This is a genomic window from Enterobacteriaceae bacterium Kacie_13, from assembly GCA_013457415.1.
Classification (GTDB): Bacteria; Pseudomonadota; Gammaproteobacteria; order Enterobacterales; family Enterobacteriaceae; genus Rahnella.
The window spans coordinates 1516621-1541817 of sequence record CP045665.1 but is presented as its reverse complement, the minus strand read 5'-3'; the positions used below and the strand labels follow the sequence as shown (position 1 = coordinate 1541817).

The following is a 25197-nucleotide window of genomic DNA, read 5'->3' as shown; positions in this document are numbered from 1 at the left end:
AATTTTCCTTCAATAATTTTCCACGAGTATTCATTAGAACTCGAATGTCCATATATGCTTCCATCCTTCATTAGTTTGATAGGTTCAACCTTATATGAACCATCAACACGCGACATTCTAAATGGAATTGAGCAAAGTTGATCGAGATTATCTTCCAGATTTGGCAGTTTCATTATTTTCTCCCCAGAGTCTTAAATTGTATTTTATCAAAGGTTTTCGGCATTCACGATAATAAGGGTGCAAATAAAAATAATACTTTAAATTTCAAATGGTTGAGACGCAGCATTCACCAGGCATAAGAAGATATAAATGGATTCAGAGCATATTTCAGACATAAAAAAACCGCTCAAGTGAGCGGTTTTCCATTTTCGTAATTGGCGTAACGTTAAACGTTACTCAATCTCGAAGAATTAGAAGCTGTAACCAACGCCAGCGATCCAGGTGCCAACATCAACACTGCGGATACGGGACTGTTCGTAGGAAACGTCCAGAGCTACGTTCTGGATTGGGTTGAACTGCAGACCCGCGCCGTAAGATACGCCGTAGTCGCTGTTGTCAAATTTCTGACGGTTTTCAGTAGATGCAGCGTTATCATTCTGCTGGAATTTACCGTAGCCCACACCTACAACACCGTAGATGGAAACCCAGTCAGCCAGACGATAAGCAGGACCTGCAGTCAGACCGTAGTATTGTGCTTTACGGTAGTCACCAGAAGCCGGAGTGCTGTCGTCTTCGATGTAGGTGAATGAACCGATAACGCCCAGTGGGTTGTTATCTTGTTCCCAACGGTATTTCAAGTTGAAGCCGTTTGCTTTGTTAGCAACGCCTTGCATATCACCCTGAGCGTAACCAGCGGTTACGGTGCTGGTGTCAGCGAATGCGCTTGTTGAAACGCCCAGTGCTACTACGCAAGCTAATGCGGAAAGACATGCAATTTTTTTCATAAACCACCTCAAAATGGGAAACCAAAGTAACCTTCACGTTTGAAAATATAACAAAAACCAGCGTGAAACTCTGCCTGAATATAGATGTCCAAAGCACTCTATCGTGTAACATAAAGTTTCCAACATGGTGTATCCTATTCATTTTATTGTGATTTTCATCACTAAAACTATAAGAAAAACTTATTGAACTTTTTAAGATTAGCAGATAATTCCTAAAGTTTTGGACGAAAAATCGACATCTTTTCGCAACATTTTCGGCTTTTTAAATTTTTTTTCGGAAAATCCGCTGCCGAAAAAAACTTTTTTCACTGATTTTTTCTTCCCCCATTTCCCTCTACACTGACGGTGCTTTACCTTTCTTTTCAAAACTATAAATCTGAACATTCTGGATGAATCGGATCACCTCAAAAGGCGCAATGGATGACACAGTCAGAAAATAAACCGCAGAGCACTCTGCCCGCTGAAGAACACAACAACAGCCCACCATTACCGGCGTTGCCTAAAAAATCTTCTCCTCTGGTTGCGATTCTGTTGCTTCTTATCGCCATGCTCTCACTACAGGGCGGCGCATCGCTTGCAAAGACCCTGTTTCCGGTCGTCGGGCCTCAGGGTGTGACGGCACTGCGTCTGGGTCTCGGCTCCATTCTGTTGCTAATTTATTTCCGCCCGTGGCGCTTTAAAATGCGCGGCGGCAATTTTCGCGCCCTGCTGATGTACGGGCTGGCGCTCGGTTGTATGAACTACAGCTTCTATCTGGCACTGCGCACTGTGCCCCTTGGCATTGCCGTTGCACTGGAGTTCACCGGACCACTTGCGGTCGCGATGTTCTCCTCCCGCCGTCCGGTGGATTTCGTCTGGGTGGCGCTGGCCGTTGCCGGTTTACTCTTCCTGCTGCCGCTGGGCCAAAGTGCAGGTGGTGTGGATCTTAAAGGTGCCTGCTTTGCGCTGATCGCCGGTGCCTGCTGGGCCATCTATATTCTCGCCGGACAGCGTGCTGGCAGCAGCTACGGGCCGGGCACGGCGGCGATGGGGTCGGTAATCGCGGCTATTATCTTCTTCCCAATTGGCGTCGCGCAGGCGCACACCTCTATCTTTACCTGGGAAATCCTGCCGCTGGGATTACTCATCGCCCTGCTCACCTCCGCCATTCCTTATTCACTGGAGATGATGGCGCTGACCAAGTTGCCCGCCAAAACCTTCGGCACGCTGATGAGCATGGAACCGGCCATGGCGGCGCTTTCCGGGATTATCTTCTTAGGGGAGTTTCTGACGGCTTCTCAATGGCTGGGTCTGGCGGCAATTATTGCGGCATCTGCGGGTTCAACGCTGACCATCCAGCGTAAAACGAAAATCGAGACGGTAGATGTGCCGGGAAACAATCCTTCCGGGAAATAACCGGCAACTGAACATCATTTGAACATCATTAAAACCACGTTTCACCACGTGGTTTTTTCTTTTTAATCAATACACTAAAAATTAAATTCGTTTATTTCACTTATTTTCAATTTTTCCTGCATCCAAAAGCAGGGGCTCATTCGTATGTATTGATGTGAGGCAAGACCTTACCTACTCAACATACGAAGGACACCATCATGAAAACATTACTCCGTACCGCTATCTGTGCATCTCTTCTGCTGAGCACCGCGTCAATGGCTGCAATGATGTCTCAAAACACCACCATGGTCGGTGGCGCTGAAATGTATCCGTCCAAAAATATCGTAGAAAATGCCCTGAATTCTAAAGACCACACCACGCTGGTCGCCGCTGTCAAAGCCGCCGGGCTGGTGGATACTTTGCAAGGCAAGGGCCCGTTCACCGTCTTTGCGCCAACCAATGCTGCGTTTGCCAAACTGCCAGCGGGCACCGTCGATAATCTGGTGAAACCAGAAAACAAAGCCACGCTGACAAGCATCCTGACCTACCACGTAGTGGCCGGTAAATATGAGATGAAAGATCTGGAAAAACTGCTGAAAAAAGGCAACGGCACCGCGGAACTGAAAACCGTGAACGGCCAGCCACTGTGGATTCTGAACAACGGTCCGCATAATATTCAGCTCAAAGATGGCAAAGGCAATATTGCCAACATCAGTACCTATGACGTCCAGCAGAAGAACGGTGTGATCGATGTTATCGATACCGTCCTGATGCCTAAATAATACCGTCTATACTGAGAGCTGGATCCCCATATAAAACAGCATCTCAGACAGTCAGGACGGGCGAATGCATGACCCTTTGTTAACTACACCAGCACCAGAGAAAGCGCTGGAAGTACAGCGAGAGCTGATGAGCGCGATGGCCGTTGGTGACCGTCAGGCATTCGAGAAACTTTACCGTCTGACGTCCCCGAGGCTTTTCGCCGTCGCATTGCGTATGCTGCGGCGGCACGCCTGGGCGGAAGAAGTATTGCACGACAGCTACATCACCGCGTGGAACCGGGCGGCGTCTTACAACCCCGCCCTCAGTTCCCCGATGACCTGGCTCACCCACATTGTCCGCAACCGCGCCATCGACTGGATGCGCGGGCGCGACAACCAGACAGACGAACTGGACGACAGCGTGGCGGACCGTTACGTCGAAGAAAGCGATGAGCCCCTGCAACGTTTGCAGCAGGACAGTGATGCAAAAATTCTGGCCAACTGTCTGGCGCACCTTCCCGCAGAACAAAGACAAAGCCTGATCCTGGCCTATTATCAGGGTCTGTCTCACGGCGAGGTCTCATCTCATTTACAACAACCTCTGGGGACGATTAAAAGCTGGATCCGTCGCGCCCTGGATCACTTAAAGAGCTGCGTCGGACTATGAAAAGCAGAAGCCATTATCATGCTGCACTCGCGGCTGAATATGCGCTCGGCACCTTGCGCGGCGCAGCAAAAATTCAGTTCGAGCAAAATATGCGTGACGACCCTGAACTGGCAGCCGAAGTGGCCCGCTGGCAGGAAGCCTTTACCCAACTGGATAACCAGATTGTCCCGGTGATCCCCCCTGCCTCGGTCTGGAAACGCATCCGGCATAATCTGGATCTGCAACCGGTTAAACGTACAGCACCGCCAAAAACGCCCGTTCGCGGTTATCTCGGCTGGGCGCTGGCCGCCGGACTCGCAGCCTTGTTACTGATCCCACGTCTGCTGGTGCAACCCGCTACGCCGCTGCCGGTAGCCATACTCGCCAGCAGCACGGGAGTCCAGGGCGGGCAGTGGGTGGTGAGCGCCGACATGAGTACGCGCAGCCTGATGCTGACACCGCTGAATACCCAACGCGTGGCGGCAGACCGCAGCCTCGAACTCTGGGCTATTCCGCCGGGCGGCAAACCGCTATCGCTCGGATTACTCAATACTCAGCAACCGACTCAGCTGACACTGGCCGCCAAAATGCCGGATCCGGGCTTTACGCTGGCGATCAGTGTTGAACCGCACGGTGGCTCTCCGACTGGGCAGCCGACTGGCGCGGTACTCTATAGCGGGGCTCTGGCACTCTGAGAGTACAAATTTACGACAGTCACTTTCATCAATAATCAACGGCAGGGAATATTTACGCCGTTGATTATTGATAAGACTGGATATTATGGAGTAAATAATCATTCGCAGACGTTAATATTTCTCATTCTCTTAACCGCGCATCGAAAATATATATCCCCACACGTCATGTAACATTCTTAAATATTTAACACTTACTGTGCACGATTATTTCCCACCGTTCAGGAACATTCCTATCCACCTTTAAAATCAGCATGATAAGTTGATTACAACTGTTCGTGATGCAATATCTGCACACGCTATCACAACGATAGGAACGACTTTCCTGCAAAACTGCGATTTATTGCTATACTGAGTCCAGTTACGAAACAAAGTCATTTATAACAACTCAATGAAGAGGATATCTATTATGAGTACAGCCAAACTGGTCAAAACGAAATCTTCTGAACTCATTTATACACGCAACGATGTAGATGAAAGTGTAAAACTGGATACGATCAAAGTGTTGAACCGTCTGGTAACTGAGTTTATCGATCTGTCACTGATTACTAAGCAGGCGCACTGGAACATGCGTGGCGCTAACTTCATCGGTGTACATGAAATGCTGGACGGATTCCGTACTGCGATCACCGAGCATCAGGACACTATCGCAGAACGTGTCGTGCAGTTAGGTGGCGTGGCGCTGGGTACCGTGCAGGTGGTTAACGATAAAACGCCACTGAAAAGCTACCCGACTAACATCCATACCGTGCAGGAACACCTGAAAGCACTGGCAGAACGTTACGCCGTGGTCGCGAACGATACGCGTAAAGCGATCGGCGAAGTGGAAGATGAAGACACCGCAGATATATTCACCGCCGCGTCCCGCGACCTGGATAAGTTCCTGTGGTTCATCGAATCCAACATCGAGTAATCAGGACTCGATCGCCGCAGTTGAAGCCTGCGGCTTAACAACGGATCAATGCTAAAAAGAAGGTCAGTGGCGAAAGCGACTGGCCTTTTTTGTTTTCCTGCGTTATCCCCCCGCAGATGTCCTCTTTTTTGCCTCTGAACTTCCCCTTCAACGCTCAACTGCACACCAATGTTAATAATAACCAGCGTAAATAGTTTTTACATAAACTAATTGGTGGCTAATTAACCGTGAAACCGGTACCACTATCCGACTGATTATTAGGACTTTTATTTTCGTCCTCAGAAACATCTTAGACCCATAGGCTAGATGAATGGTTTAAGGCAAATTAATAGACCAAAGCAATTTTACAAGATTGTGAGATGACCTGTAACTTGCTGAAATATTTGGTCGTAACCTTTACTTTTTTGTGAACGTAAGCGTTTCTCTAAATCAATGAAAGTAAAAGAAATTCGGACAAGGGACGTTCACACCGGCGTTAATCCTCAGAAAGCGACTTATGGATAAGTGACTCCCCTCTTCGGCAGCATGACAACAGTGAAATGCTAAGCCGCTTCCCACAATCTGACCCTGTTCCCGGCACATTGGTAGCTGTAAGCCAGGGGCGGTAGCGTGGAAAATCGTAAAAAACTGGAATAAATCGATGGCACGTAGTGGCTTGGAAGTACAAAAAGCGGCGGTTAAAGCGCTCTTTTTAAGGGAAATCAAAACTCGTTTTGGTAAGTACCGGCTTGGGTATCTGTGGGCGGCACTGGAGCCTTCAGCTCATGTTCTGATCATGCTGGCTATTTTTGGCTATATAATGCATAGAACAATGCCTGATATTTCGTTTCCGGTTTTTTTGATTAACGGAATTATTCCCTTTTTTGTATTTAGCAATATCACCAACCGCTCGATTGGGGCAATAGAAGCCAATCAGGGTTTGTTCAACTATCGCCCCGTGAAACCCATCGATACTATCCTCGCTAGAGCCATGTTAGAAACCGTAATTTATACAGTGGTCTATGTATTGCTGATGGCCATTGTCGGGCTGCTCGGCGAGCAATTCGAAGTCACTAAACTTATTACCCTGATTATGGTTTGGGTTCTTCTTGTTCTATTCTCTTGTGGTATTGGATTAATATTCATGGTGATCGGAAAATCCTTCCCCGAAACCGAAAAATTCTTACCAATTCTGATTAAACCTCTCTATTTTTTTTCCTGCATTATGTTTTCACTGCATAACATTCCGAAAGAATATTGGCCGTATTTGCTATGGAACCCTATCGTTCATGTTGTGGAGCTTTGCCGTGAATCCGTTGTGCCTGGTTATATCAGTGAAGGCGTCAGTTTAAATTATCTGGCCACTTGTACCCTAGTGGTATTATTCATTGGATTAGCCCTCTATCGTAATCGTGAAGAGGCGATGCTGACATCATGATGAAAATTGAAAACCTGACAAAATCTTACCGCACGCCGAAAGGTCGTCATTACGTTTTTAAAGATCTGAATGTTGAACTGCCTTCAGGTAAAAGCGTCGCATTGATTGGGCGAAATGGTGCCGGTAAATCGACGTTATTACGCGTCATCGGCGGTATTGACCGGCCAGATTCCGGCAAGATTCACACAGATAAAACCATTTCCTGGCCCGTCGGCCTTGCTGGTGGATTTCAGGGCAGCCTGACCGGGCGCGAGAACGTCAAATTTGTCGCACGACTCTATGCCAGATCTGAAGAACTCAAAGACAAAGTCGCCTTTGTCGAAGAATTTGCAGAACTGGGAAAGTATTTTGATATGCCGATTAAAACCTATTCATCCGGTATGAAATCCCGTCTTGGTTTTGGCCTGAGCATGGCTTTTAAATTTGATTACTATCTTGTCGATGAAGTTACAGCGGTCGGCGATGCCAGATTTAAGCAGAAATGTGCTGACTTGTTCAAAGCGCGGCATAAAGAAGCCAATTTTTTGATGGTGTCGCATAGCCTGGGATCGCTGAAAGAGTTTTGTGATGTAGCTTTGCTTATAGGAAGGGATAATAAAGTTAAGTACTTCGATTCGGTGGATGAAGCCATTGAAAGTTATAAAATTGATGAAAATATATAAACACTAAGGATATATAAATGCGCACAGTAATTACTTTCGGTACTTTTGATGTTTTACACATAGGCCATATCAACATATTGCAACGTGCTAAAAAACACGGCGATCGTCTAATTGTCGGAGTTTCCTCCGATGCTCTCAATTTTTCTAAGAAAAGCAGAAATCCGGTTTATTCAGAACTGGAAAGAACAAGTATTATCGCAGCACTTAACTGTGTTGATGAAGTTTTCATTGAAGAGTCTCTTGAACTTAAAGGTGAATACATCAAAAAATATAATGCTGACATTTTAATAATGGGTGATGATTGGGCTGGCCGTTTTGATATTTTTAAAGAACTTTGCGAAGTTATTTATCTTCCCAGAACAGAAGGAATTTCTACAACTCAGCTAATTGAAGAGATTAAGGCATATGGTGAGAACGTCATTAACAGCTCTGTAATTAACGCTAACCCGATCTAATTGTAGTATTGGTTTGGATTAACATATGACACTTGGTTAGTAAATCAGGCTTTAATGCATTATACTTGGCTAATATTTTAAGTATGAGGTTTTTTTGCAAGAAATACATTTAGCGTTCAAAAAAGCCTATCGAGAATGTAGGTTTTTTGGAATTACAACGCCATTAAATATTCTTTACGCTTTAACTTTTGATTATTTCTTATCAAGAGGTAAGAGTAATATAATGCATAACTTTCTAAGTTGGAAAAAGACATATAAAAATCCTCTATTAAAATATTATGCTGCGCATCTAAATTTTTTATTAGGAAACTACAGAAAAACGAGATTGATATTAAATAAACTTACTAGTCTATATCCTCAACATGCTGACATGGCCTTTCTTCTTAGTGAAACCTACAGATTAGAAGATAAGAAAGAGTTAGCGAGAGATGTTTTGGAATTAACCCTTAAAAACTCTCACCGGCTAAAAACATGGTTATTGCTAGCGAACTTAACAACTAATAATGAAGACCATCAAAGATTAAAATCGCTATGGGAACTATACAAACAGAACGGGATAATCCCGGCCTGTCACTATGAACTTCTAAGTTATATTTCAACTTCAGCCATGCGTTCAAAAAACTACGGTGAAGCAGTAGAGTTGTGGAAGGAGTTTATTCAAAAGACTATAAATAAAGAAGCTATCTTCCCTTCTAATAGTAGCAAAAAAAATTTTTCCTCTGATAGAGCATCTAGAGCGTTAAAAGATTTAAAGAAAGTTTTCAAAAATGCCGGAATAGAATTTTTCCTCATCAGTGGAACATTACTGGGTTGTATAAGGGAAAGAAAACTGCTAAGTCATGACAAGGATATTGATGTTGGTGTTTGGAGTGACGTTGGTGTTGAAAACATTATTGATCACGTTAAAAACTCTGGACTGTTTTACATCCAAGCTTCTCGCTCATCATTAGCGATCAGAATTAAACATGTTAATGGTACTGCTGTTGATATATTCCTCCATTTTAGAGAGGAGAATAACTACTGGCATGGAGGTTCTAAACTTAAGTGGAACAACACACCATTTTCACTAGTTAAACATAAATTTTTGAAAGATGAATATTTGATTCCTGTCGAGTATGACTTATATCTCACAGAGAATTATGGTGACTGGAGAACAGAAAAATCAAGTTTTGACTCAGCCTTTGACACACCAAATGCAAGTGTGTTGAGCAACCCAGAATTAGTAGTACATAGCTACAAACAATTAGCCAATGCTATACATTTAGACGAAAGCCAAAAAATCAATTTTCACATGAACATCCTAAAAAAACTTGGCGAAGAAAAAATACACTTTGAGAATAATTAAACTATTAGGTTAAAAAATGTTGAAATATTTACATTACGGAAAATCACAGTATTTTTTGAAAAAAAGAGATTGGGCTAAGGCAACTTTACATTTAGAAAAAGCTATTGCAGGTAATGATAATTGTTTTCCTAAATGGCATTATCAGTTAGGTTTTCTCTACAGTAAACTTAGAAAGTGGGAACTTGCTGAAAAACAATTAGAAATCGCAACATCGAAAGAAACGAACAATCAACGTTGGAACTATCGACGTGCCATCGCATTAGATAATATCCAGAGAAAGTCTGAAGCAGAAGATGTTATTAATTCAGTATTCATCTCTAATGGTGGCAATTCCCAAAAACATTTTAAGTCTGGCGTGTTGTTGTTAGGTTTTTCAAGAACAGTAGCAGCAGAAAAGGCGTTTAGGAAAGCGGCAGAACTGGATGGCAGTAAATATGAATATTATGATAAACTCGCCGAATCTTTAAATAAACAAAGAAAATGGTGGCAGGAGGTTGAGGCCTTAATACAAGCCACCAAGATCAATGAAAAAAAATCAGAACTATTTTTTAGATTAGGTGCAGCTTGCCTTAAAATGAATAATTTTACGGAAGCTGAGAGAGCATTCGAAAAGTCCATTGAATTAGGTTTGAATAATACTGAATCACTCTATAATTTGGGTTATTGTTTAGAGAAAAATGGAAATATTCATGAGGCTGATGAAGCCTACAAAAATGCAGTAGCGCTTTCCAAAAACTCTGATGTTAAAAAATATGGTGTCGCTGCCCTTCATAAAAATAAAGGCTTATGGCCAGAGACTGCCCATGAACTAGAGAAATCTGTTAAAAAAAATAATAAAAATGCGGATTTAATATATAACTTGGGCATGGCTTATGACCGAAGCTATCAATGGGAAAAAGCAGAATCAAACTACAAAATTGCACTTAAAATTAAACTTGGAAATCCTAATTGGAATTTTAGACTTGGCTTCGTATTGGAAAGGCAAGGCAAGTTTAAAGAGGCAGCCAGGCATTATGAAATGGCCTCGCGAGGAAATATAAAGCACAACTCTCATATATTTTATCGTTTAGGCTTTGTTTTATATAAAATCGGTCAGTTTGAAAATTCTTGTTTATCATTCTTAATGATGAGGACCGATCGCACATTTGTCAATAAAACTTTCTCACACAAGCTATTTTCAACTAACCCTTGGACTGCTGACGAGTACCATCAGAGGGCTACGGAATTAGAACAAGCCGGTGATTTGATAAAATCTAATGAGTTATTTAAAAAATCATTAGAGCGAAGGAATACTTATAATTCAGAGTGGTATTTTAAACTCGGTTATTCATATTTTAAAAATAAGAAATATAGTGAAGCATGTAAAGTATTTCTTGATACAAGAATCTACTCTAAAGCATATGGCGTTTCTCTTGAAGAATATGAATCGAAAGAACATCTCAAGTTTGTAGCAAGTTACTTAGAATATTATGAACGCCTAGAAATTAAGAATGATTATATTCTATTAGAAAGTTTTCATGGCGCATCTGTAAGTTGTAATCCATATGCTATATATTCAAATTTAAGCAAACGAGCTGAATTTAAAAACTTCAAATTTGTATGGGTAATACAAAATGGTATTAAAACCCCAGCCAATATATTAAGAAAGAAAAACGTAATCGTTGTTATTAGAAACTCAGATGCTTACCTAAGATATTTAGCCAGTGCAAAATATTTAATTAATAACGTCTCATTCCCAAACTACTTTCTTCGCAAAGAAGGTCAAAAATATCTGAATACTTGGCATGGCACACCGATGAAGTATTTAGGAAAGGATATCAAAGATAGTTATCTCTCTCATGCTAATGTAGCGAGAAACCTCCTTCAGGCAACACACATAATAAGCCAAAATAAATATACAAATAATATCTTGCTTGAAAGATATGATATTCAGGGTTTATCAGAAGCCATTATTGCTGAAACAGGCTACCCTCGAACAGACATAACATTGAATGCAACAAAGGAAGAACTGTTAGCTGTTAAGAAACGACTCAATATATCATCTCAAGATAAAGTTGTTCTTTATGCTCCAACATGGAGAGGCATTCATGGTAAAGTGAAATTCGATACTGATCGCTTATTAGATGATCTTAAGGCTATGTCTCAGAGCGGATATAAAATTATTTTTCGCGGTCATCACATGATGGAAAGCCTGATTGCCAATACAAAGATACCCGCTATTGTTGCTCCAGCAGATATAGATACTAATTTACTAATATCTGTTGCTGACTTATTAATAACTGATTACTCAAGCATCGCATTTGATTATCTTGCACTTAAAAGACCAATCTTATTTTATACCTACGACATCGAAGATTATAAATTGGAGCGAGGTTTATACATTTCACCTGACGAATTCCCCGGCAGAATTTGTCATGAGCAAAACGAGCTCTCTGAAGCTATAGTTTCGGCAATTGAATCTGGATTTGATCCAAATAATATTGAGAAAGTTGATTGTTTTGTTCCCTATGAAGATGGTAAATCCTCATCAAGGGTAATTGATATGTTCTTTTTCGAAAAGATGGATAATATCAGTGTTTCATGTAATTTCACGAAAAAAAACATACTCATTTATGCTGGCCCATTTATGCCAAATGGTATTGCAACATCAGCCATAAATCTTTTTCATGCAATAAATTATGATGAATATAATGTGTTTTTAGCTGTTGATATTTCTGCTTTAAATGGACATGATGAACGTTTAAATATGATTAATAGATTACCCGACCAAGTCCGGGTAATCGGCCATAGTGGAACTATTTATTTCACACCAGAGGAAAAATGGGTATCTGGGAAATTTATTAATTATAAAAACTTCTCTTCTGATGAAATGAAAAAAACATATTTAAATGCCTACCAACGTGATTTTTATCGTACTTTCGGTAGAAAAGAAATCGACGCCATCGTTAATTTCGAAGGATATAATACAAAATGGGTGTCACTATTTGCATCCATGACTTCTGAAACAAAAAAAAGCATCATATATCAACATAATGACATGTGTGCAGAGTTTAAATTACGTTTCCCATATCTTGAGTGTAATTTTAATTTGTATAATGATTACCATTCTATTGTTTCAGTTTCATCTGCTACTAAAGACTTAAACTGCAACAATATGACTGATGCCTATAATATCCCTTTGGAAAAATTTGCATTTTCAGACAACCTGCAGAATCCTAATAGTGTTACTCTATTATCTTCTGAAGATATTGATGATACTATTTTCGATGAAGGAAAATATTCCTTCGTTACCTTGGGGCGTTTATCCCCTGAAAAAGATCATGAGAAATTGATCAGAGCATTTAAAGTAGTTCACGAATTTAATCCTAATTCACAGTTGATAATATTAGGTGATGGTCCATTAAAGTCTCACTTAACTGTTCTTATTACTCAATTGAAACTTGAAGAATCAGTTATACTACTTGGAAGGAAGGACAATCCTTTCCCATATCTTAAAAGGTCTGATTGCTTTGTTTTATCCTCTAATCATGAGGGACAACCAATGGTTCTTTTTGAAGCGTTGATTCTTAAAAAACCAATAGTGGCAACCGATATTGTTGGCAACCGTGGAGTTCTCGGTGATGATTACGGATTACTCGTCGATAACAGCGTAGAAGGCCTGGTTAATGGTATGATTTGCAGCTTAGAAAATACCACCAAAAAAGATAATTTCGACATTAACAAGTATCAAAAAAATGCTATAAATATGTTCTACGATATTATTAGCTAATAAGATATGAATGTAGAATTCTTTAATGGTTCTCTGCAAGGGAAAGTTTAAAACTCCAATATACACATCACCAACTAATGAATACCTTTACACTAATTGGTTTTATAATATGACAACACTTGATGAATTAGGCAAAAAGTTTAAACTTCAACAGTCCTCACTGAATAATAATTATTTGATGACTTATGAGGATGAAATAGTCTCAAGATGGTCTGGGAAATGTAATATAGTCGTAATATCAGATGATGTCCCTTTAGAAATGCTGTCTATTTTTGCGGAGAGATTTCCGCTTTCTAAAGTTTTGATACTTACATATAAAAAGAACATTGATATCTCTGATCAAAATAAAGATAATGCAACAATAATCCAGTTCCCATCAATTACTGAACTACTTACTTGGTCAGTTAATATCGGCAGTGTTGACGTCATTATTGAACATAGTTCGAATCGAAAATCTCATAAATTAGATCTATTTAAAAAACTATTTCTGCATTTAAAAGAAAATGGTCTTTATTTCATTGAAGAGTTACATGCCAAATTCATTACGCCACTGATTGACTGCGAGGGTGATGACATACTAGATTTGTTAAATAAAATATCTAACTTGTCCATATCGCCAAAAGAGTTAAAAGATGTTTCAGATAAGACTATTTTAGGTTTATCCGAGCACGTTAGAAAAATAGCCATTATTAGGAAGTTAGCTATTGTAGAAAAGCAAGGTCATACCTTCAAAGGACTAAGATCTCAGATCGCATGCGATCTAATCAAGGCTGGTTCGCTTCCAGGTACGAACGTATTCTACTCGAACAAAATAAATAATTTCACGTCAAAATGCAGATCTGATGGAAATATAAAAAAACTACTATTATCGCAACATAGTCCTGTATTCACTATTCCTCCAACCTACATTAACAAATATGAGCATGCATGCTGCACACCGGGTCAAATAGTTTATGTGGGTAACTATTTACTCCCGGATACATTTAGGATGCAATATCAAAAAAACTTATCAAATCGTCATGTTCGTTCATTAGAAAATCAATTCTACAGTTTAGCTAACCCTTCAACTACTTTAGATTTAGATGGCGATTTTTTATATTTAGATTCTGAATATCCATCACACTTTGGACATTTCACCTCGGAAGTTATTTCACGCTTGTGGGCCTGGAAACAACTTAAAAGTGATATCGTTAACCTTAAGGTATTACTGAGTGTAAAAAAAGATGCCCAACTTCCCTCTTACGCCAGGAAAATATTAAATAGTTTTGGTATCGCAGATGAAGATATAAAAGTATTCGATGAGACTGTACGTGTTAGAACGCTATATACTGCTAGCCCTTACTATGTAATAGGTGGCCACGTTCATCCTGAAATTGACAAAATTTGGTCTGCTATAAGGGAAGGCGTCATAGGTGGCGAATCAAGAATAAAAGGGGATAGGCTTTTCATTGCAAGACCGGTATCCGGAGTGAGGAAATGCCTAAATCCTGAACGCCTCGAAGAAAAATTCCTGAATGCTGGTTTCGAATTTTTTAGTCCAGAAAATTATTCTTGGGAAGATCAAATTAAAACTTTCTGCCAGGCCAAACATATAGCAGGATATTCAGGAAGCGGATTATTCAATATAATGTTTTGCGATAATACTAAAAATTTAATTTCAATGGGTGCAGATTCATATAATTCGATAAACGACCATTTAATTTGCTCAGTAAAGAACATTGAATTGGATTATATTTGGTCTGACTCTTTAATTAAGCATGGGAAAACCTGGTCCCTTAAAGCATTTATGTCAGATTATAATTTCAATTATGAAAGAGATGAGCAGTATTTAGATAATGTATTAAAAAATCTGACTTGATTAAGCACCCCGCTAATATAGATTTAGCGGGGTATATTAACCAGCCAGATGCTAGGTAAATTAATTCATCCTGATATTCTCTCGACCTTCATCCCTAAATTTCACCCCTTCCCCCACAAACCTATTCCCCTCAACCAAATTATCATCCGCATAATCGTTAAAGTACTTTCCGCTCCCATCCCTTGGCTTATCTCCACAATCAAATCCTGATAAGTCCCGGTTCTGCCGGGATGCCAGCCAGATGCCTACGGGCTCGTTCACAAACGTATTATTGCGGATGACGTTATGGTCGCTATGCTGCCAGCGGATCACCGATTTGCCGGTGCTGAAATGCTCGCCGCAATTCTTATACAGAAACACGCCCCCTGCCCCGTTGGATTCAAAGTGGTTCCCTTCAATCAGGTTATAAGCCGAGGAATCTACGGCCAGCCCTTCGCGTTTACCCTTGCCGAAACTCTCATGCCCGTTATTAATAATTTGGTTACCGACAATGGCGTTGTTGCGCGATGAATGTTCCAGATAGATGCCGGACATATAGGAATCACGAACGACTGAGTTCTTCAGCGTGGAATGGGTGACGTAATCATCAAAGTAAATCCCAACGCGACCACTGCCGGTGACTTCAACGTTCTCGAGGTTCACGCGTGTAGGCGTGCGCCGGTAGTTCTCAGCGTGGTCGGGGCTCAGTTTGTTGGCGGCAATGTCGGAGGTGATGCGGATACCGCTGTGCGTATAATTTTGAATTTTGCAGTTTTTGATGGTGACATCGGACAGCGGTTTGCCTTTGCTGTTAACAACAATACCAAATGACTTTTCATTACGGCCATCAAGGATTGCGCCACGGCAATCCAGAGTCGTGTGGCTGCGCGTTATCATCATCTCCTGATGATAAACGCAGGATGGCTGTAACGAGACGTTGCCGTTAATCACCGGCAATTTGCATTCACGTGAATCAGAGGCAGAAGCGCCGTCAGCACAGGCTGAGAGGGATAAAGGAAGAACAATCATCAGAGAGAATAATGCACAGGGTTTAAACTTCAGGGTTTCTCGCATCTGTGCAGAGTCCTCTTATCTCTCAGGAAAGCTGTCGCTTAATGTAGTTAATTACCAGTTTCTCACTGATAAATACCGGCTTGTATTGCGAATCCGCAATAGCCGCTTTGTCTTTCTTATACCCGCCATAAAACACTGCATTAATCTGGGTATTCTTCAGCAAGTATAGACGGAATTGCTTGAACAACTTCATATCAGGCGTGAATCCGGAGCACCAGAACTGGTTCAGATGTCCCTGAAAGGTAATGCCTTTGATGTCATACAGTGCGTTGCCCATCACCTTCAGCGGCTTATTATGGATCAGTGCTGAGATCCCCGCCGTACTGTTAATGGTGATCACCGCTTTGGCGTGCGTCAGCAGCTCCGGCATCGGCAGGTCATGCACGTAGATCACCCGATTGGCGATACCGTATTTTTTGCCCAGCTGGCGGATCAACGGCGCGTATAACCGATGGCCGCGATCCATCGGATGATGCTTAATCACCAGAAACTCGGTAGATGGCGCTTTCTTAGCGAAGGAATGCATCACTTCATTAATGTAATCGCGCACATCTTTATACGGGCTGTGGTTGCGGATCTGGCTGTCATTATATACCTGCAAAATCGCCAGGAAATAACGCTGATCCAGTCCGGTCTGTAACTGCCTGAGGACATTGCGCTGATCAAACGCATAAAGCTTCTTACGCCACGCGGCGCGGATCCAGCAACGTGCCTCGTACCACGGTGAAAAGGATTTATGGTGGCGGTATTTTGGGAATTCGTTTCGGTGACGCCAGCCCGCCAGATAGTAAGCGGTCGCATGCCAGTAGCGGGAAGCTGCGCTTGGCTTAAGGTGTTCTATCTCCGGCATGGTCATCTGTGGCAGACGACGATAAAACTCGGCGTCGCGCGGCAGGCCGGAGTAAGCGTTCACACCGTTTTGTTCCAGCGTGATGTAGTGCGGACGCAGGTAACCCTCTTCGAACGCCAGGAAACGGACGCCTTTGGCCTGCGCCCAGCGTTTAGCAGCCTGATGTAAAGGACGACAATCCCCGAAACACACGATGGTATCGAAGTCGTAATCCTGCCAGGTCTCTTTCAGCCAGGTCGGAAACTCTTTTGGGGTCTCCAGGAACAAGCGGTATTCACGATTGCGCGAATAACGCCTGTCGCCGCCGTTAAAGACGACGTTCACCGCTTCCCGCCCCAGTGACTCCAGCCACTGTGCTAAATCGTTGAAGAAAGGCCCCATCGGCCCTTGCAACAACAGATACTTTTTTCCAGAAAGTAATGTCGTCAGCGCTTTACTGTCCATTTTCATCTACACCATAAATACAGAGTAATGAACTGATTCACTTGATAAATGTGACCCGAATCAGCATGAGCAATTTTCTGTAATAGCGGACTATCCTGCCCGCTTTAATTCTTGTGAACTGCATCTCAGCCCGCGGCGTTGCAGCAAGTAACTCGACCGCCTGCTCCGCTAAAATGGGCTCCCGGCTTTGCGGGTTGATATACGACGGGTAGGCAATCAGCGCCTGATAGACCACATCGTCTAACCGGAGGCGGCGCGTACGGCGTGAACATGAATGTTCATCCTGCGTCAGCCCCCATCCGGCATAAAATGGCATGCCGTAACACACCACTTTTTTGCCGTGCAATAAGGCTTCAAATCCTGACAGTGAGGTCAGTGTGTGCAGCTCGTCGGCGGCCTGAATGCACTGAATAATGTCAGCATCTAACGCCTGACTGTCTGCCCAGCGGCGGACATCTTCCTCTGGAATCTGCCCCTGCCGGTTCCCCACCAAAACATCCGGGTGTGGTTTATAAATGATGTACGCATCAGGGTTACGCTCGCGCACGGTGCGCAACAGCCCGCTGTTGGTGCGTATTGATATCGTGCCGGTCAGGATTGACGCATCGTCCTCGACCTGCCCCGGTACCAGAATCACTGTCTTGCCAAAAGCTTCGGCGGGTAACGTGAAAGCCGCACCGAGGTTGTACTTACTGACTTTGCTGGCTACCAGCTTCCCGCGCAGCGCGGCAGCGCGTTGCTGCTGATACGCTGTCAGGTCGCTGTTGCCGAGCAGCAGCTCCAGATCGCTCGGGCGTGTGGCATCGTAATAAATACCTGTTTTATCCAGTACCAGCGAAAGCGGCGGATGCAGATCAGAGCCCAGACCGGCCGAGCGCAGAAAACCGTCCTCCATACGCCACTGCGGTAACTGGTGTTGCTCTGCTTTAGCAGACCACTTCACCTCACCTTTTATGCCCCACACGACGCAGGCCGACTCACCGGCGAAGCGTTTACTGAAATTCACTTTGTTACTTTGGGTGCGCAGAAACGGAGCCAGAATACTGCGCTTCCACAACGTCAGGCCGGGTGACCACAGGAGCCCTGCCCGCTGCTGGTGATGCTGGCGTTGCATCAGCAACCAGTTCAGGACATCAAAAATCGTGCCACGCTGACCGTTAACCGGGTTGATATAACGCGAGTAACGCAAACACGCCGCACTGAACAGCTCTTCCAGAGTGGCTGCGCCGCGTCGCGCGCTCAGTGATGGCGACTGTGCGTGGCGGTCGTCCGTCAGCCCCCATCCTGCGTACCACGGCTGGCCAAATACGCTGACCGGCTTACCGGCCATCAGCGCTTCAAAACCGTAATTAGAGGTCACCACATAAACGCGGCTCACCCGGCGCAGCAGCGACTGCGGGCTGACATCCGTCGCCAGCAATCTGATGCGCGGTTGCTGTTTTGCAAGCTGCGCGATCTGACTGAAATATCCGGCTTTTTTCCCCTGAAGCACGTCCGGGTGAATCTTCACCCAAATCTCGGCTCCGGGGTTCTCCGTTATCGCTGCCTGCAACATACTGTCGAACTGTTCTGCTCCGGCGTTGCCATGAACCACGGCCATATCACCAAAGGTCTGATCAACCACCAGCACCGCGCCCTGCGGCGGCTGCGTGAATGTGCACGCCGGTGCCTGGTTGTATTTGGATAAATCCCCGCCGACGATCATCTGCATCGCCTGACGTGCATCTTCATGCAATAACTGGTTCTCTTCCCGCTGGTGAACCAACGTTTCCAGCGAGCTTGGGCGCGAGGCGTCGTAGTACATCCCCTGCGTATCCAGCACCATGGAAAGCGGCGGTGAACCTGTCACTCCGAGCCCGAGAGAACGGATAAACCCGTCTTCGAGGCGCAGCACCGGCAGTCCGTTTTTCTCCGCCAGCGCCACGGCTTTGGTGCCGGTAGGACGATAGCCCCACACGGCGACCTGAGTGATGTTTTCTGGCAGCGGTCTCACCAGCGACACCTTGCAAACAGGCTCGCCGAGAAACTGCTCAAGATGCGGGATACGTGCGATCCCGCCCGAGAAAATGCCAATCATCAGAGTGTCAGAACCACTTTCGCGGCCACGGCCAGCTGGTAAAGAATGGTCGAGATACCACGTGTGACTTCGATGTTCTTCGATTCATACTTCGGCAGAACCATCAGCTCGTCGCCCGGTTGCAGCGTTTTCACATCTTCTGCATTCAGCGCTTCGCCGTTCTGTTTGATCAGGATGACTTTGGAGTTCCCCGCTTTCTGAGTAAATCCACCGACTTTCTCGATGTAATCTTCCGGGCTCAGACCTTTCTGCCAGCTCACCGCATTCGGGAACAGTACTTCGCCGTGGATCATGACCAGCGAGGTTTTCTCAGGAATATTGATGACGTCGCCATCTTCCAGAATCACCTGATTCAAGTTGTCTTCGCTCAGTACCACTTCACCTTTCGGCACCACCTGACGCGCTTTGTTAACAAAGCGGCTGACCAGCTGAGCCTCCTGCATACGCAGACGGCCTTCTTCCTGAGTGGAAGACTGGGCAGACAACGAGGCCTCTTCGAGTTTTTGCAGCGTCACATCCAGCATCTCTTTCTGGCGCAGGGCAACCGAGCGACGATAGAGCTGGATAGCGTTAATCTGCGACATACTGTTAGTGCGAATTTTTGGTAACAGCTGGCTCATGGTCGCGCCGTAAGGCAGCACCACGGCGTGTTCGCCGGAGTGAGCGCCTTCGATACGCACCTGAATCGTTCCTGCATAGCGATCAGAGCTGACGATCAGTTTGTCGCCATCCTGCAATGAGCGGCCTGGCGCAGAACTCAGCGGGTAATATTCGCTGCGTTTCATGCTGCCCTGCTGGCGAATGATGGTCATGTGCGTCGCGCCCGGTTTCGGACGCGCCCAGCTCAGCGCTTCGCTAACCGGAATGGTGCTGTCGCGGAATTCAAAGTCATAACTGTTGAAGACGTCACCATCTACGCTGAACGTATGCTGACGCGGACCGACCACAATGGTGTCGCCGTCGGAAAATTGCGAAAGACGCAGATCGCCGTTGAGCAGAAAATCATAAAGATTAATACGCGAACGGACGCGGTCGTTGTGCTTGACCACGATATCCACGTAGCTACCGCGCTCGGTATCCACCCCGCCCGCTTTGCTCAGATACGAAAGCAAAGAGTCCGACGCCACACCGCCGTATAAGCCAGGATTGGTGACATAACCGGTCACAAACACTTTTACCGGCTGCGCCTGAAGCAGTGAGGCGTACACATTTACGTTCGCCTGATACACCTGTTTCACCTTGGTGGTGATCACGCTGTTCAGCTGGCTGTTGGAAATACCGGCTACTTTCAGCGGGCCGACGTTCGGCAGGAAGATGTTACCTTTCGGATCAACGGTTAATGCGCCGTCGAAGTTGAACGCGCCCCACAGGCGGATCTGTACCTGATCGCCCAGCCCGATGATGTAGTTCGGGTTAAAGCCGATGCTTGCGCCGTTATCCGAGGCCGCACCGCCGTTAAACAGCTGCGCACCAAACATGCGGCTCATCACCGCCGAGGCAGCCGGACGCGGCGTGTCATCGAAACCACTGTCAGAGGTGGTCTGCTGAGTCTGCCCCGAGAGGAAACCCGGCAATGGCGCAGCGCCGGTCATATTCGGATCGGCGTTAATCCCGACGGCATGGGCCTGTGTTAACTGGCAGGCAAGTAAAATCAAAATGGACTTCAATAATTTCATAACAAGCTCTGTGTGCGATTCTTCAGGCTAAAAGGGATAGCGGAACAAACCGCGTTAATCTTTGTGGTCATCAATGACCGCCAGCAATAATTTGATCGTTCCGAACAGCAGGCAGCAGATCAGCAGCCAGCTCGCAATCATGTAAGGCATATTCGGGAATCTGGATTCTTGCGGCAGCTGCGGCGAGCTGATCACCGACAGAACTTTAAGTTTGCGCGCAGCTTCAACGCGGGTCTTTTCAATTGACGTCAGCGTGAGCTTGTAGAGATCGGTATCGAACTGAACTTTGGCCTTAATCTCTTCAAAATCCACCGCCATACTGTTGAGCTTATGGCCATCCGGTGCGGTGATTTTGCTTTTTTCCTGATCGATCTGTTTGCCCAGTGACGTAATCGCATTCTGTGCACTGATGACCTGCGGTGCATCTTCACGCAGGTACGTCAGCAGATTACGTAACTCAGCTTCCATCTGAATTTTCTGGCCGACCAGCGTATTCACCAGCGTGGTGGCCGCGATAGCCTGCGCTTCAGGATCGAGGACGTTATTCTGGTTCTGGTAGGCGAGTAACTGCGTTTTGCTGGTGTTCAGACGCGCACGCGCCTGCAGCATTTCATTTTCAGCAAACGCCTGCTGATCGCGGGCGATTTTATGCGAGATTTCGTTGATGAAACGTTCTGACTCTTTCAATACCGCTTTGTTGAACTGCTCGGCAAATTCAGGGGTAAAACCCTGCGTGCCAATGGTCAGCAGACCGGTTTTGTCATCGTAAGTGACGGAAATACGGTCGCGGTAATAATTGAGGAACTGTTCACGGGTTGAATCTTTTGGCAGGTGATAGAAGAAATCCAGGCCGCTCTGACCAAAGACTTCGTGGAAATTAAGCTGTTTATCCAGCACCGCGAGCATATCTGGCGAGTTGATATACTCTTTCAAATACATCGCGTCTTCGGCCGTACTGGGATTGGCGGCACCGAGCAGCAAACCAACATTCAGGCTGCTGCCGCTGATGTCATTTGAACTTTTGATAGCAACGGTGGATTCACTGAGATAACGCGGATGACTGAAAATCAGCAAATAGACGATCAGCAACGCCATCGGCAAGCCAATGATGATTTTGCCCAGATTCTGGTTGAGCGTAGCCAAACTCAGGAGAGGAGATCGACGAACCCGGGCAATGTGCTCACCGGGCCATGCGGACTTCAATTTTTCAATAAACATTTCTTATCATCATGACAATTAGCACGTTTTAACATCGTGCTTTATTAAAAGTACCGTGAAACTGCTCATGTATCCCCTGAAAATGGATCACGGTGCGTAATGTTTTTAGTCGAAGATTCGGACCAGCCCTGCGACGTTATTCTCTTTATCGGTCACCAGCAGCACGGAGACACGGTGCTTTTGCATCAGTGTTTCTGCGTCGGTGATCATCATGTCCACCGGTAAGGTCAGCGGCGAACGGGTCATCATGTCTGCGGCACAGGCATTGTCGAGCTGTGCACTTTTTTCCATATAACGGCGTAAGTCGCCGTCGGTAATAATCCCGACCAGTTGCTGCTGTGCATTGTTGACCGCCACCATTCCCTGACAGCCACAAGTAATGGCTGAAATAACCTGACGAAACCCGGTTTCCTCCCCAATGGTGGGAACCTGAGTTTGCATCACGTCCGAAACGCGGGTCAGCAAACGGCGTCCGAGAGAACCGCCAGGATGATAGCGGGCGAAATCGGTGGGCAGGAATTTACGCTGCCGGATCAACGCCACGGCCAGCGCATCACCAATCGCCATGGTCAGCGTGGTCGACGTTGTCGGTGCCAGGTTGTTCGGGCAGCTTTCACTTTCCATCATCAGCTCAAGCGTGGCGTCAGCGTGCTTCGCCAGCGTCGAGTCGCTCTGATTAGTAATTGCAATAATGCGGTTACCAAACTGGCGCAGTGAAGGAATTAACTTCAGGATTTCATCGGTTTCCCCGCTGGCTGATATGAGAATCAGCAAATCGTACGGGGTGATCATGCCCAAATCGCCATGGAAGGCTTCAGCGGGATGAATAAAGAAGCTTGGAGTACCGGTAGACGCCAGCGTCGCGGAAATTTTTCGTCCCACGTGGCCGGATTTACCCATACCCGAAAGAATGACATGGCCTTTGCATTCGATGATGAGCTTAAGTGCCTGCTGGTATTGCTGGCTGTCGAGCTGAGTCGAAAGACGATGCAGTGCCTCAGCCTGCTCAGAAAGCGTACTGCGCACTGAGTCAATCAGACCGGGTTGTATAGAAGCGCCCGTTATGCCGCCAACTACCTGATTATCTGCCACGTTAATGCCCTGATTGGGTAAAACACACTCAAAAGCCACTGCCCGAGTGGTTACTCATTATGGTTAGCCGATCAAGTAAAATGTGCCCTGAAGAAGTCCATTTCATGGTCTGGCCGGTCGCTACTGCGATGCAGTATGAGAAATTGAATGAGGGTCGACGGATGCACATCCGTAAAGTTGTGTGTTCTCAGCTGGTTAAAAAATTTACACATTAGCGAAAAAACACACAAATTCATACGTGTGATAAATAATGGAAACACATTCACTCAATCGATGCATTTTTTAACATAGAGCACGAAATAACACAAACTCTATCGGACGATTCTTAGGAAAACATTGACTATAATTAAGGTTTCCCCGCAGCCAGCTGATATCAATAGTTTGTTATATAACAGATAGTTATTTGTATATGGCAAAGTTTTCGACTGGTTGAAATGTAAACAAATTGGATTTTTCTCAATAAATCAGTCGCATAAACAGTGAGGTCATTATGGCAAGCGGATGGGCGCAAGATGGCGCAGTTCAAGATCAGATTGATTCCACGGTAAACGATGCGGTCGATCGTGCACGTCAGGCATTAGGTCATGGCGAAAGTGCCGAACTTTGCCATGAATGTGGTGAACCTATTCCCGAAGCACGCAGAATGGCGCTCAGGGGCGTGCAGTATTGTGTCACCTGTCAGGCTGCGCTCGATAAAAAACAGCAGGATCACGCGGGATATAATCGTCGCGGCAGTAAAGACAGCCAGCTTCGTTAAAATCCCCTGAGTTTCCCTTAAAAAGGGTTGCACCATTATGGTTCAACCGAAGTAATTTCCCCCGTGAATATCCGGTTCCCCTCCTTAACATCTGCTTCAAAATTGAGCACAAGTTTTGCTCACGTTCTGAAAAAGTTAGAGCGAGTTATCATTTGCGCAGCGTAATTGTTAATTAATGATTGTTTAAAATACAACATCTGGTTAATGATAAAGCGCTGCACCACTAGAGAACATTGCAAAGTGTAACAATGCACCACGTAAGTGCATTAACCTCTCAGTTCACTGCTTTATCGGTTCAGCCGGCCGTTAACCCATTGAATTTTAGCAAGCATAAATTTTGGCATAATTTTTGCATTAAAGCGTCGTAACATAAGATCGTTCCCATAATATGTACAAAGGAAATTCACTGATGAAGTCACTCTTAAAAGTTTCCCTGGCCGCGTTGACTCTGGCCTTTGCCGTTAGCTCACACGCAGCAGACAAAAAACTGATCGTAGCTACCGACACTGCGTTTGTACCGTTTGAATTCAAACAAGGCGACAAATATGTCGGCTTCGATATCGACCTGTGGGACGCGGTCGCTAAAGAGATGAAAGTCTCTTATGAACTGAAACCAATGGACTTCGGCGGCATCATCCCTGCTCTGCAAACTCACAATATCGATCTGGCGCTGGCGGGTATCACCATCACGCCTGAACGTAAAAAAGCGATCGACTTCTCTGACGGCTATTACAACAGCGGCCTGATGGTGATGGTTAAGAGCAACAACGACGCCATCAAAAGCGTGAATGATCTGAAAGGCAAAGTGGTTGCAGTGAAAAGCGGCACCAGCTCCGTTGACTACATGAAAGCCAACGTGCAGACCAAAGATCTGCGTCAGTTCCCGAACATCGACAGCGCCTACATGGAACTGGGTACAGGCCGTGCGGATGCGGTAATGCATGACACCCCGAACATCCTTTACTTCATTAAAACTGCCGGCAAAGGTCAGTTCAAAGCGGTTGGCGATTCACTGGCTGGCCAGCAATACGGCATCGCATTCCCACAGGGCAGCGAACTGCGTGAGAAAGCCAACGCCGCGCTGAAAACCATCAAAGAGAATGGTACCTACGCAGCAATCTATAAAAAATGGTTTGATACCGAACCTAAATAAGCGTCGTTCATTTAAGTCGTTCCTTTTATAGATGTATGACT

At 45.0% G+C, this 25197-nt stretch carries 20 protein-coding genes; 13 read left to right on the top strand and 7 right to left on the bottom strand.

The genetic code is table 11. From position 1 onward, the window contains the following. Nucleotides 1–410: 410 nt before the first annotated feature. Nucleotides 411–944, bottom strand: coding sequence for an outer membrane protein OmpX (gene ompX, locus GE278_07035; protein QLK60529.1), 534 nt, complete (start codon nucleotides 942–944; stop codon nucleotides 411–413). Between the two features lie 420 nt (nucleotides 945–1364). Between ompX and rhtA the strand changes: the two genes are divergently transcribed. The 11 genes from rhtA (at nucleotide 1365) to GE278_06980 (ending at nucleotide 14836) form a co-directional block, all read left to right on the top strand. After that, on the top strand, nucleotides 1365–2339 hold the full coding sequence (gene rhtA / locus GE278_07030) for a threonine/homoserine exporter RhtA (GenBank protein ID QLK60528.1): 975 nt from the start codon (nucleotides 1365–1367) through the stop codon (nucleotides 2337–2339). 197 nt (nucleotides 2340–2536) lie between these two features. Beyond that, a complete protein-coding gene (locus tag GE278_07025) occupies nucleotides 2537–3100 on the top strand; it encodes a fasciclin domain-containing protein (GenBank protein QLK60527.1) in 564 nt (187 codons plus the stop codon). 64 nt (nucleotides 3101–3164) lie between these two features. Beyond that, nucleotides 3165–3746 (top strand): sigma-70 family RNA polymerase sigma factor, encoded by a 582-nt coding sequence (locus GE278_07020; protein ID QLK60526.1) that lies wholly within the window; start codon nucleotides 3165–3167, stop codon nucleotides 3744–3746. After that, entirely contained in the window at nucleotides 3743–4420 is a 678-nt protein-coding gene (locus GE278_07015; protein QLK60525.1) for a hypothetical protein, read from the top strand. The genes GE278_07020 and GE278_07015 overlap by 4 nt, the downstream gene beginning before the upstream one ends. A gap of 406 nt (nucleotides 4421–4826) precedes the next feature. Further along, complete coding sequence (gene dps / locus GE278_07010) at nucleotides 4827–5330, top strand: DNA starvation/stationary phase protection protein Dps (GenBank protein QLK60524.1); 504 nt, start codon at nucleotides 4827–4829, stop codon at nucleotides 5328–5330. Between the two features lie 640 nt (nucleotides 5331–5970). Further along, nucleotides 5971–6747, top strand: a complete 777-nt coding sequence (locus GE278_07005; protein ID QLK60523.1) for an ABC transporter permease — start codon at nucleotides 5971–5973, stop codon at nucleotides 6745–6747. Beyond that, nucleotides 6744–7409: an ATP-binding cassette domain-containing protein gene (locus GE278_07000; protein ID QLK60522.1), complete on the top strand. Its 666-nt coding sequence runs from the start codon at nucleotides 6744–6746 to the stop codon at nucleotides 7407–7409. The genes GE278_07005 and GE278_07000 overlap by 4 nt, the downstream gene beginning before the upstream one ends. 17 nt (nucleotides 7410–7426) lie before the next feature. Next, nucleotides 7427–7864 (top strand): adenylyltransferase/cytidyltransferase family protein, encoded by a 438-nt coding sequence (locus GE278_06995; protein QLK60521.1) that lies wholly within the window; start codon nucleotides 7427–7429, stop codon nucleotides 7862–7864. 94 nt (nucleotides 7865–7958) lie between these two features. After that, a complete protein-coding gene (locus GE278_06990) occupies nucleotides 7959–9209 on the top strand; it encodes a hypothetical protein (protein ID QLK60520.1) in 1251 nt (416 codons plus the stop codon). 16 nt (nucleotides 9210–9225) lie between these two features. Continuing rightward, entirely contained in the window at nucleotides 9226–12978 is a 3753-nt protein-coding gene (locus GE278_06985) for a glycosyltransferase (GenBank protein ID QLK60519.1), read from the top strand. Nucleotides 12979–13003: 25 nt separating this feature from the next. Next, nucleotides 13004–14836 (top strand): DUF563 domain-containing protein, encoded by a 1833-nt coding sequence (locus tag GE278_06980; GenBank protein ID QLK60518.1) that lies wholly within the window; start codon nucleotides 13004–13006, stop codon nucleotides 14834–14836. A gap of 60 nt (nucleotides 14837–14896) precedes the next feature. Here GE278_06980 and GE278_06975 read toward each other — a convergent pair whose 3' ends face one another. From GE278_06975 to GE278_06950, 6 genes are all read right to left on the bottom strand, one after another. Then, a complete protein-coding gene (locus tag GE278_06975; protein ID QLK60517.1) occupies nucleotides 14897–15889 on the bottom strand; it encodes a right-handed parallel beta-helix repeat-containing protein in 993 nt (330 codons plus the stop codon). A 22-nt stretch (nucleotides 15890–15911) separates the two neighbouring features. Further along, nucleotides 15912–17183: a capsular biosynthesis protein gene (locus tag GE278_06970; GenBank protein QLK60516.1), complete on the bottom strand. Its 1272-nt coding sequence runs from the start codon at nucleotides 17181–17183 to the stop codon at nucleotides 15912–15914. Between the two features lie 37 nt (nucleotides 17184–17220). Then, a complete protein-coding gene (locus GE278_06965) occupies nucleotides 17221–19260 on the bottom strand; it encodes a capsular polysaccharide biosynthesis protein (GenBank protein ID QLK60515.1) in 2040 nt (679 codons plus the stop codon). After that, the gene (locus GE278_06960) at nucleotides 19260–20936 is read right to left on the bottom strand and encodes a polysialic acid transporter (protein QLK60514.1); all 1677 of its coding nucleotides are present in this window, start codon (nucleotides 20934–20936) and stop codon (nucleotides 19260–19262) included. The genes GE278_06965 and GE278_06960 overlap by 1 nt, the downstream gene beginning before the upstream one ends. A gap of 54 nt (nucleotides 20937–20990) precedes the next feature. Continuing rightward, nucleotides 20991–22139 carry a capsule biosynthesis protein gene (locus GE278_06955; GenBank protein ID QLK63228.1) on the bottom strand — a complete coding sequence of 383 codons (1149 nt, stop codon included), beginning with the start codon at nucleotides 22137–22139 and terminating at the stop codon, nucleotides 20991–20993. Nucleotides 22140–22259: 120 nt separating this feature from the next. Beyond that, the gene (locus GE278_06950; protein ID QLK63227.1) at nucleotides 22260–23219 is read right to left on the bottom strand and encodes a KpsF/GutQ family sugar-phosphate isomerase; all 960 of its coding nucleotides are present in this window, start codon (nucleotides 23217–23219) and stop codon (nucleotides 22260–22262) included. 517 nt (nucleotides 23220–23736) lie between these two features. Between GE278_06950 and GE278_06945 the strand changes: the two genes are divergently transcribed. Both GE278_06945 and glnH read left to right on the top strand, forming a co-directional pair. Continuing rightward, nucleotides 23737–24003 (top strand): DksA/TraR family C4-type zinc finger protein, encoded by a 267-nt coding sequence (locus tag GE278_06945; GenBank protein QLK60513.1) that lies wholly within the window; start codon nucleotides 23737–23739, stop codon nucleotides 24001–24003. 409 nt (nucleotides 24004–24412) lie between these two features. Continuing rightward, entirely contained in the window at nucleotides 24413–25156 is a 744-nt protein-coding gene (gene glnH / locus GE278_06940; protein ID QLK60512.1) for a glutamine ABC transporter substrate-binding protein GlnH, read from the top strand. The last annotated feature ends 41 nt before the right edge of the window (nucleotides 25157–25197 follow it).

Coding starts and splice junctions, on each gene's coding strand:
- dps (QLK60524.1), top strand. CDS start 4,827: ATGAGTACAGCCAAACTGGTCAAAACGAAATCTTCTGAACTCATTTAT.
- glnH (QLK60512.1), top strand. CDS start 24,413: ATGAAGTCACTCTTAAAAGTTTCCCTGGCCGCGTTGACTCTGGCCTTT.
- GE278_06995 (QLK60521.1), top strand. CDS start 7,427: ATGCGCACAGTAATTACTTTCGGTACTTTTGATGTTTTACACATAGGC.
- GE278_06960 (QLK60514.1), bottom strand. CDS start 20,936: ATGAAATTATTGAAGTCCATTTTGATTTTACTTGCCTGCCAGTTAACA.
- GE278_07005 (QLK60523.1), top strand. CDS start 5,971: ATGGCACGTAGTGGCTTGGAAGTACAAAAAGCGGCGGTTAAAGCGCTC.
- GE278_06975 (QLK60517.1), bottom strand. CDS start 15,889: ATGCGAGAAACCCTGAAGTTTAAACCCTGTGCATTATTCTCTCTGATG.
- GE278_07000 (QLK60522.1), top strand. CDS start 6,744: ATGATGAAAATTGAAAACCTGACAAAATCTTACCGCACGCCGAAAGGT.
- GE278_06980 (QLK60518.1), top strand. CDS start 13,004: ATGGTTCTCTGCAAGGGAAAGTTTAAAACTCCAATATACACATCACCA.
- GE278_07015 (QLK60525.1), top strand. CDS start 3,743: ATGAAAAGCAGAAGCCATTATCATGCTGCACTCGCGGCTGAATATGCG.
- GE278_06965 (QLK60515.1), bottom strand. CDS start 19,260: ATGATTGGCATTTTCTCGGGCGGGATCGCACGTATCCCGCATCTTGAG.
- GE278_07025 (QLK60527.1), top strand. CDS start 2,537: ATGAAAACATTACTCCGTACCGCTATCTGTGCATCTCTTCTGCTGAGC.
- rhtA (QLK60528.1), top strand. CDS start 1,365: ATGACACAGTCAGAAAATAAACCGCAGAGCACTCTGCCCGCTGAAGAA.
- GE278_06945 (QLK60513.1), top strand. CDS start 23,737: ATGGCAAGCGGATGGGCGCAAGATGGCGCAGTTCAAGATCAGATTGAT.
- GE278_07020 (QLK60526.1), top strand. CDS start 3,165: ATGCATGACCCTTTGTTAACTACACCAGCACCAGAGAAAGCGCTGGAA.
- ompX (QLK60529.1), bottom strand. CDS start 944: ATGAAAAAAATTGCATGTCTTTCCGCATTAGCTTGCGTAGTAGCACTG.
- GE278_06970 (QLK60516.1), bottom strand. CDS start 17,183: ATGGACAGTAAAGCGCTGACGACATTACTTTCTGGAAAAAAGTATCTG.
- GE278_06985 (QLK60519.1), top strand. CDS start 9,226: ATGTTGAAATATTTACATTACGGAAAATCACAGTATTTTTTGAAAAAA.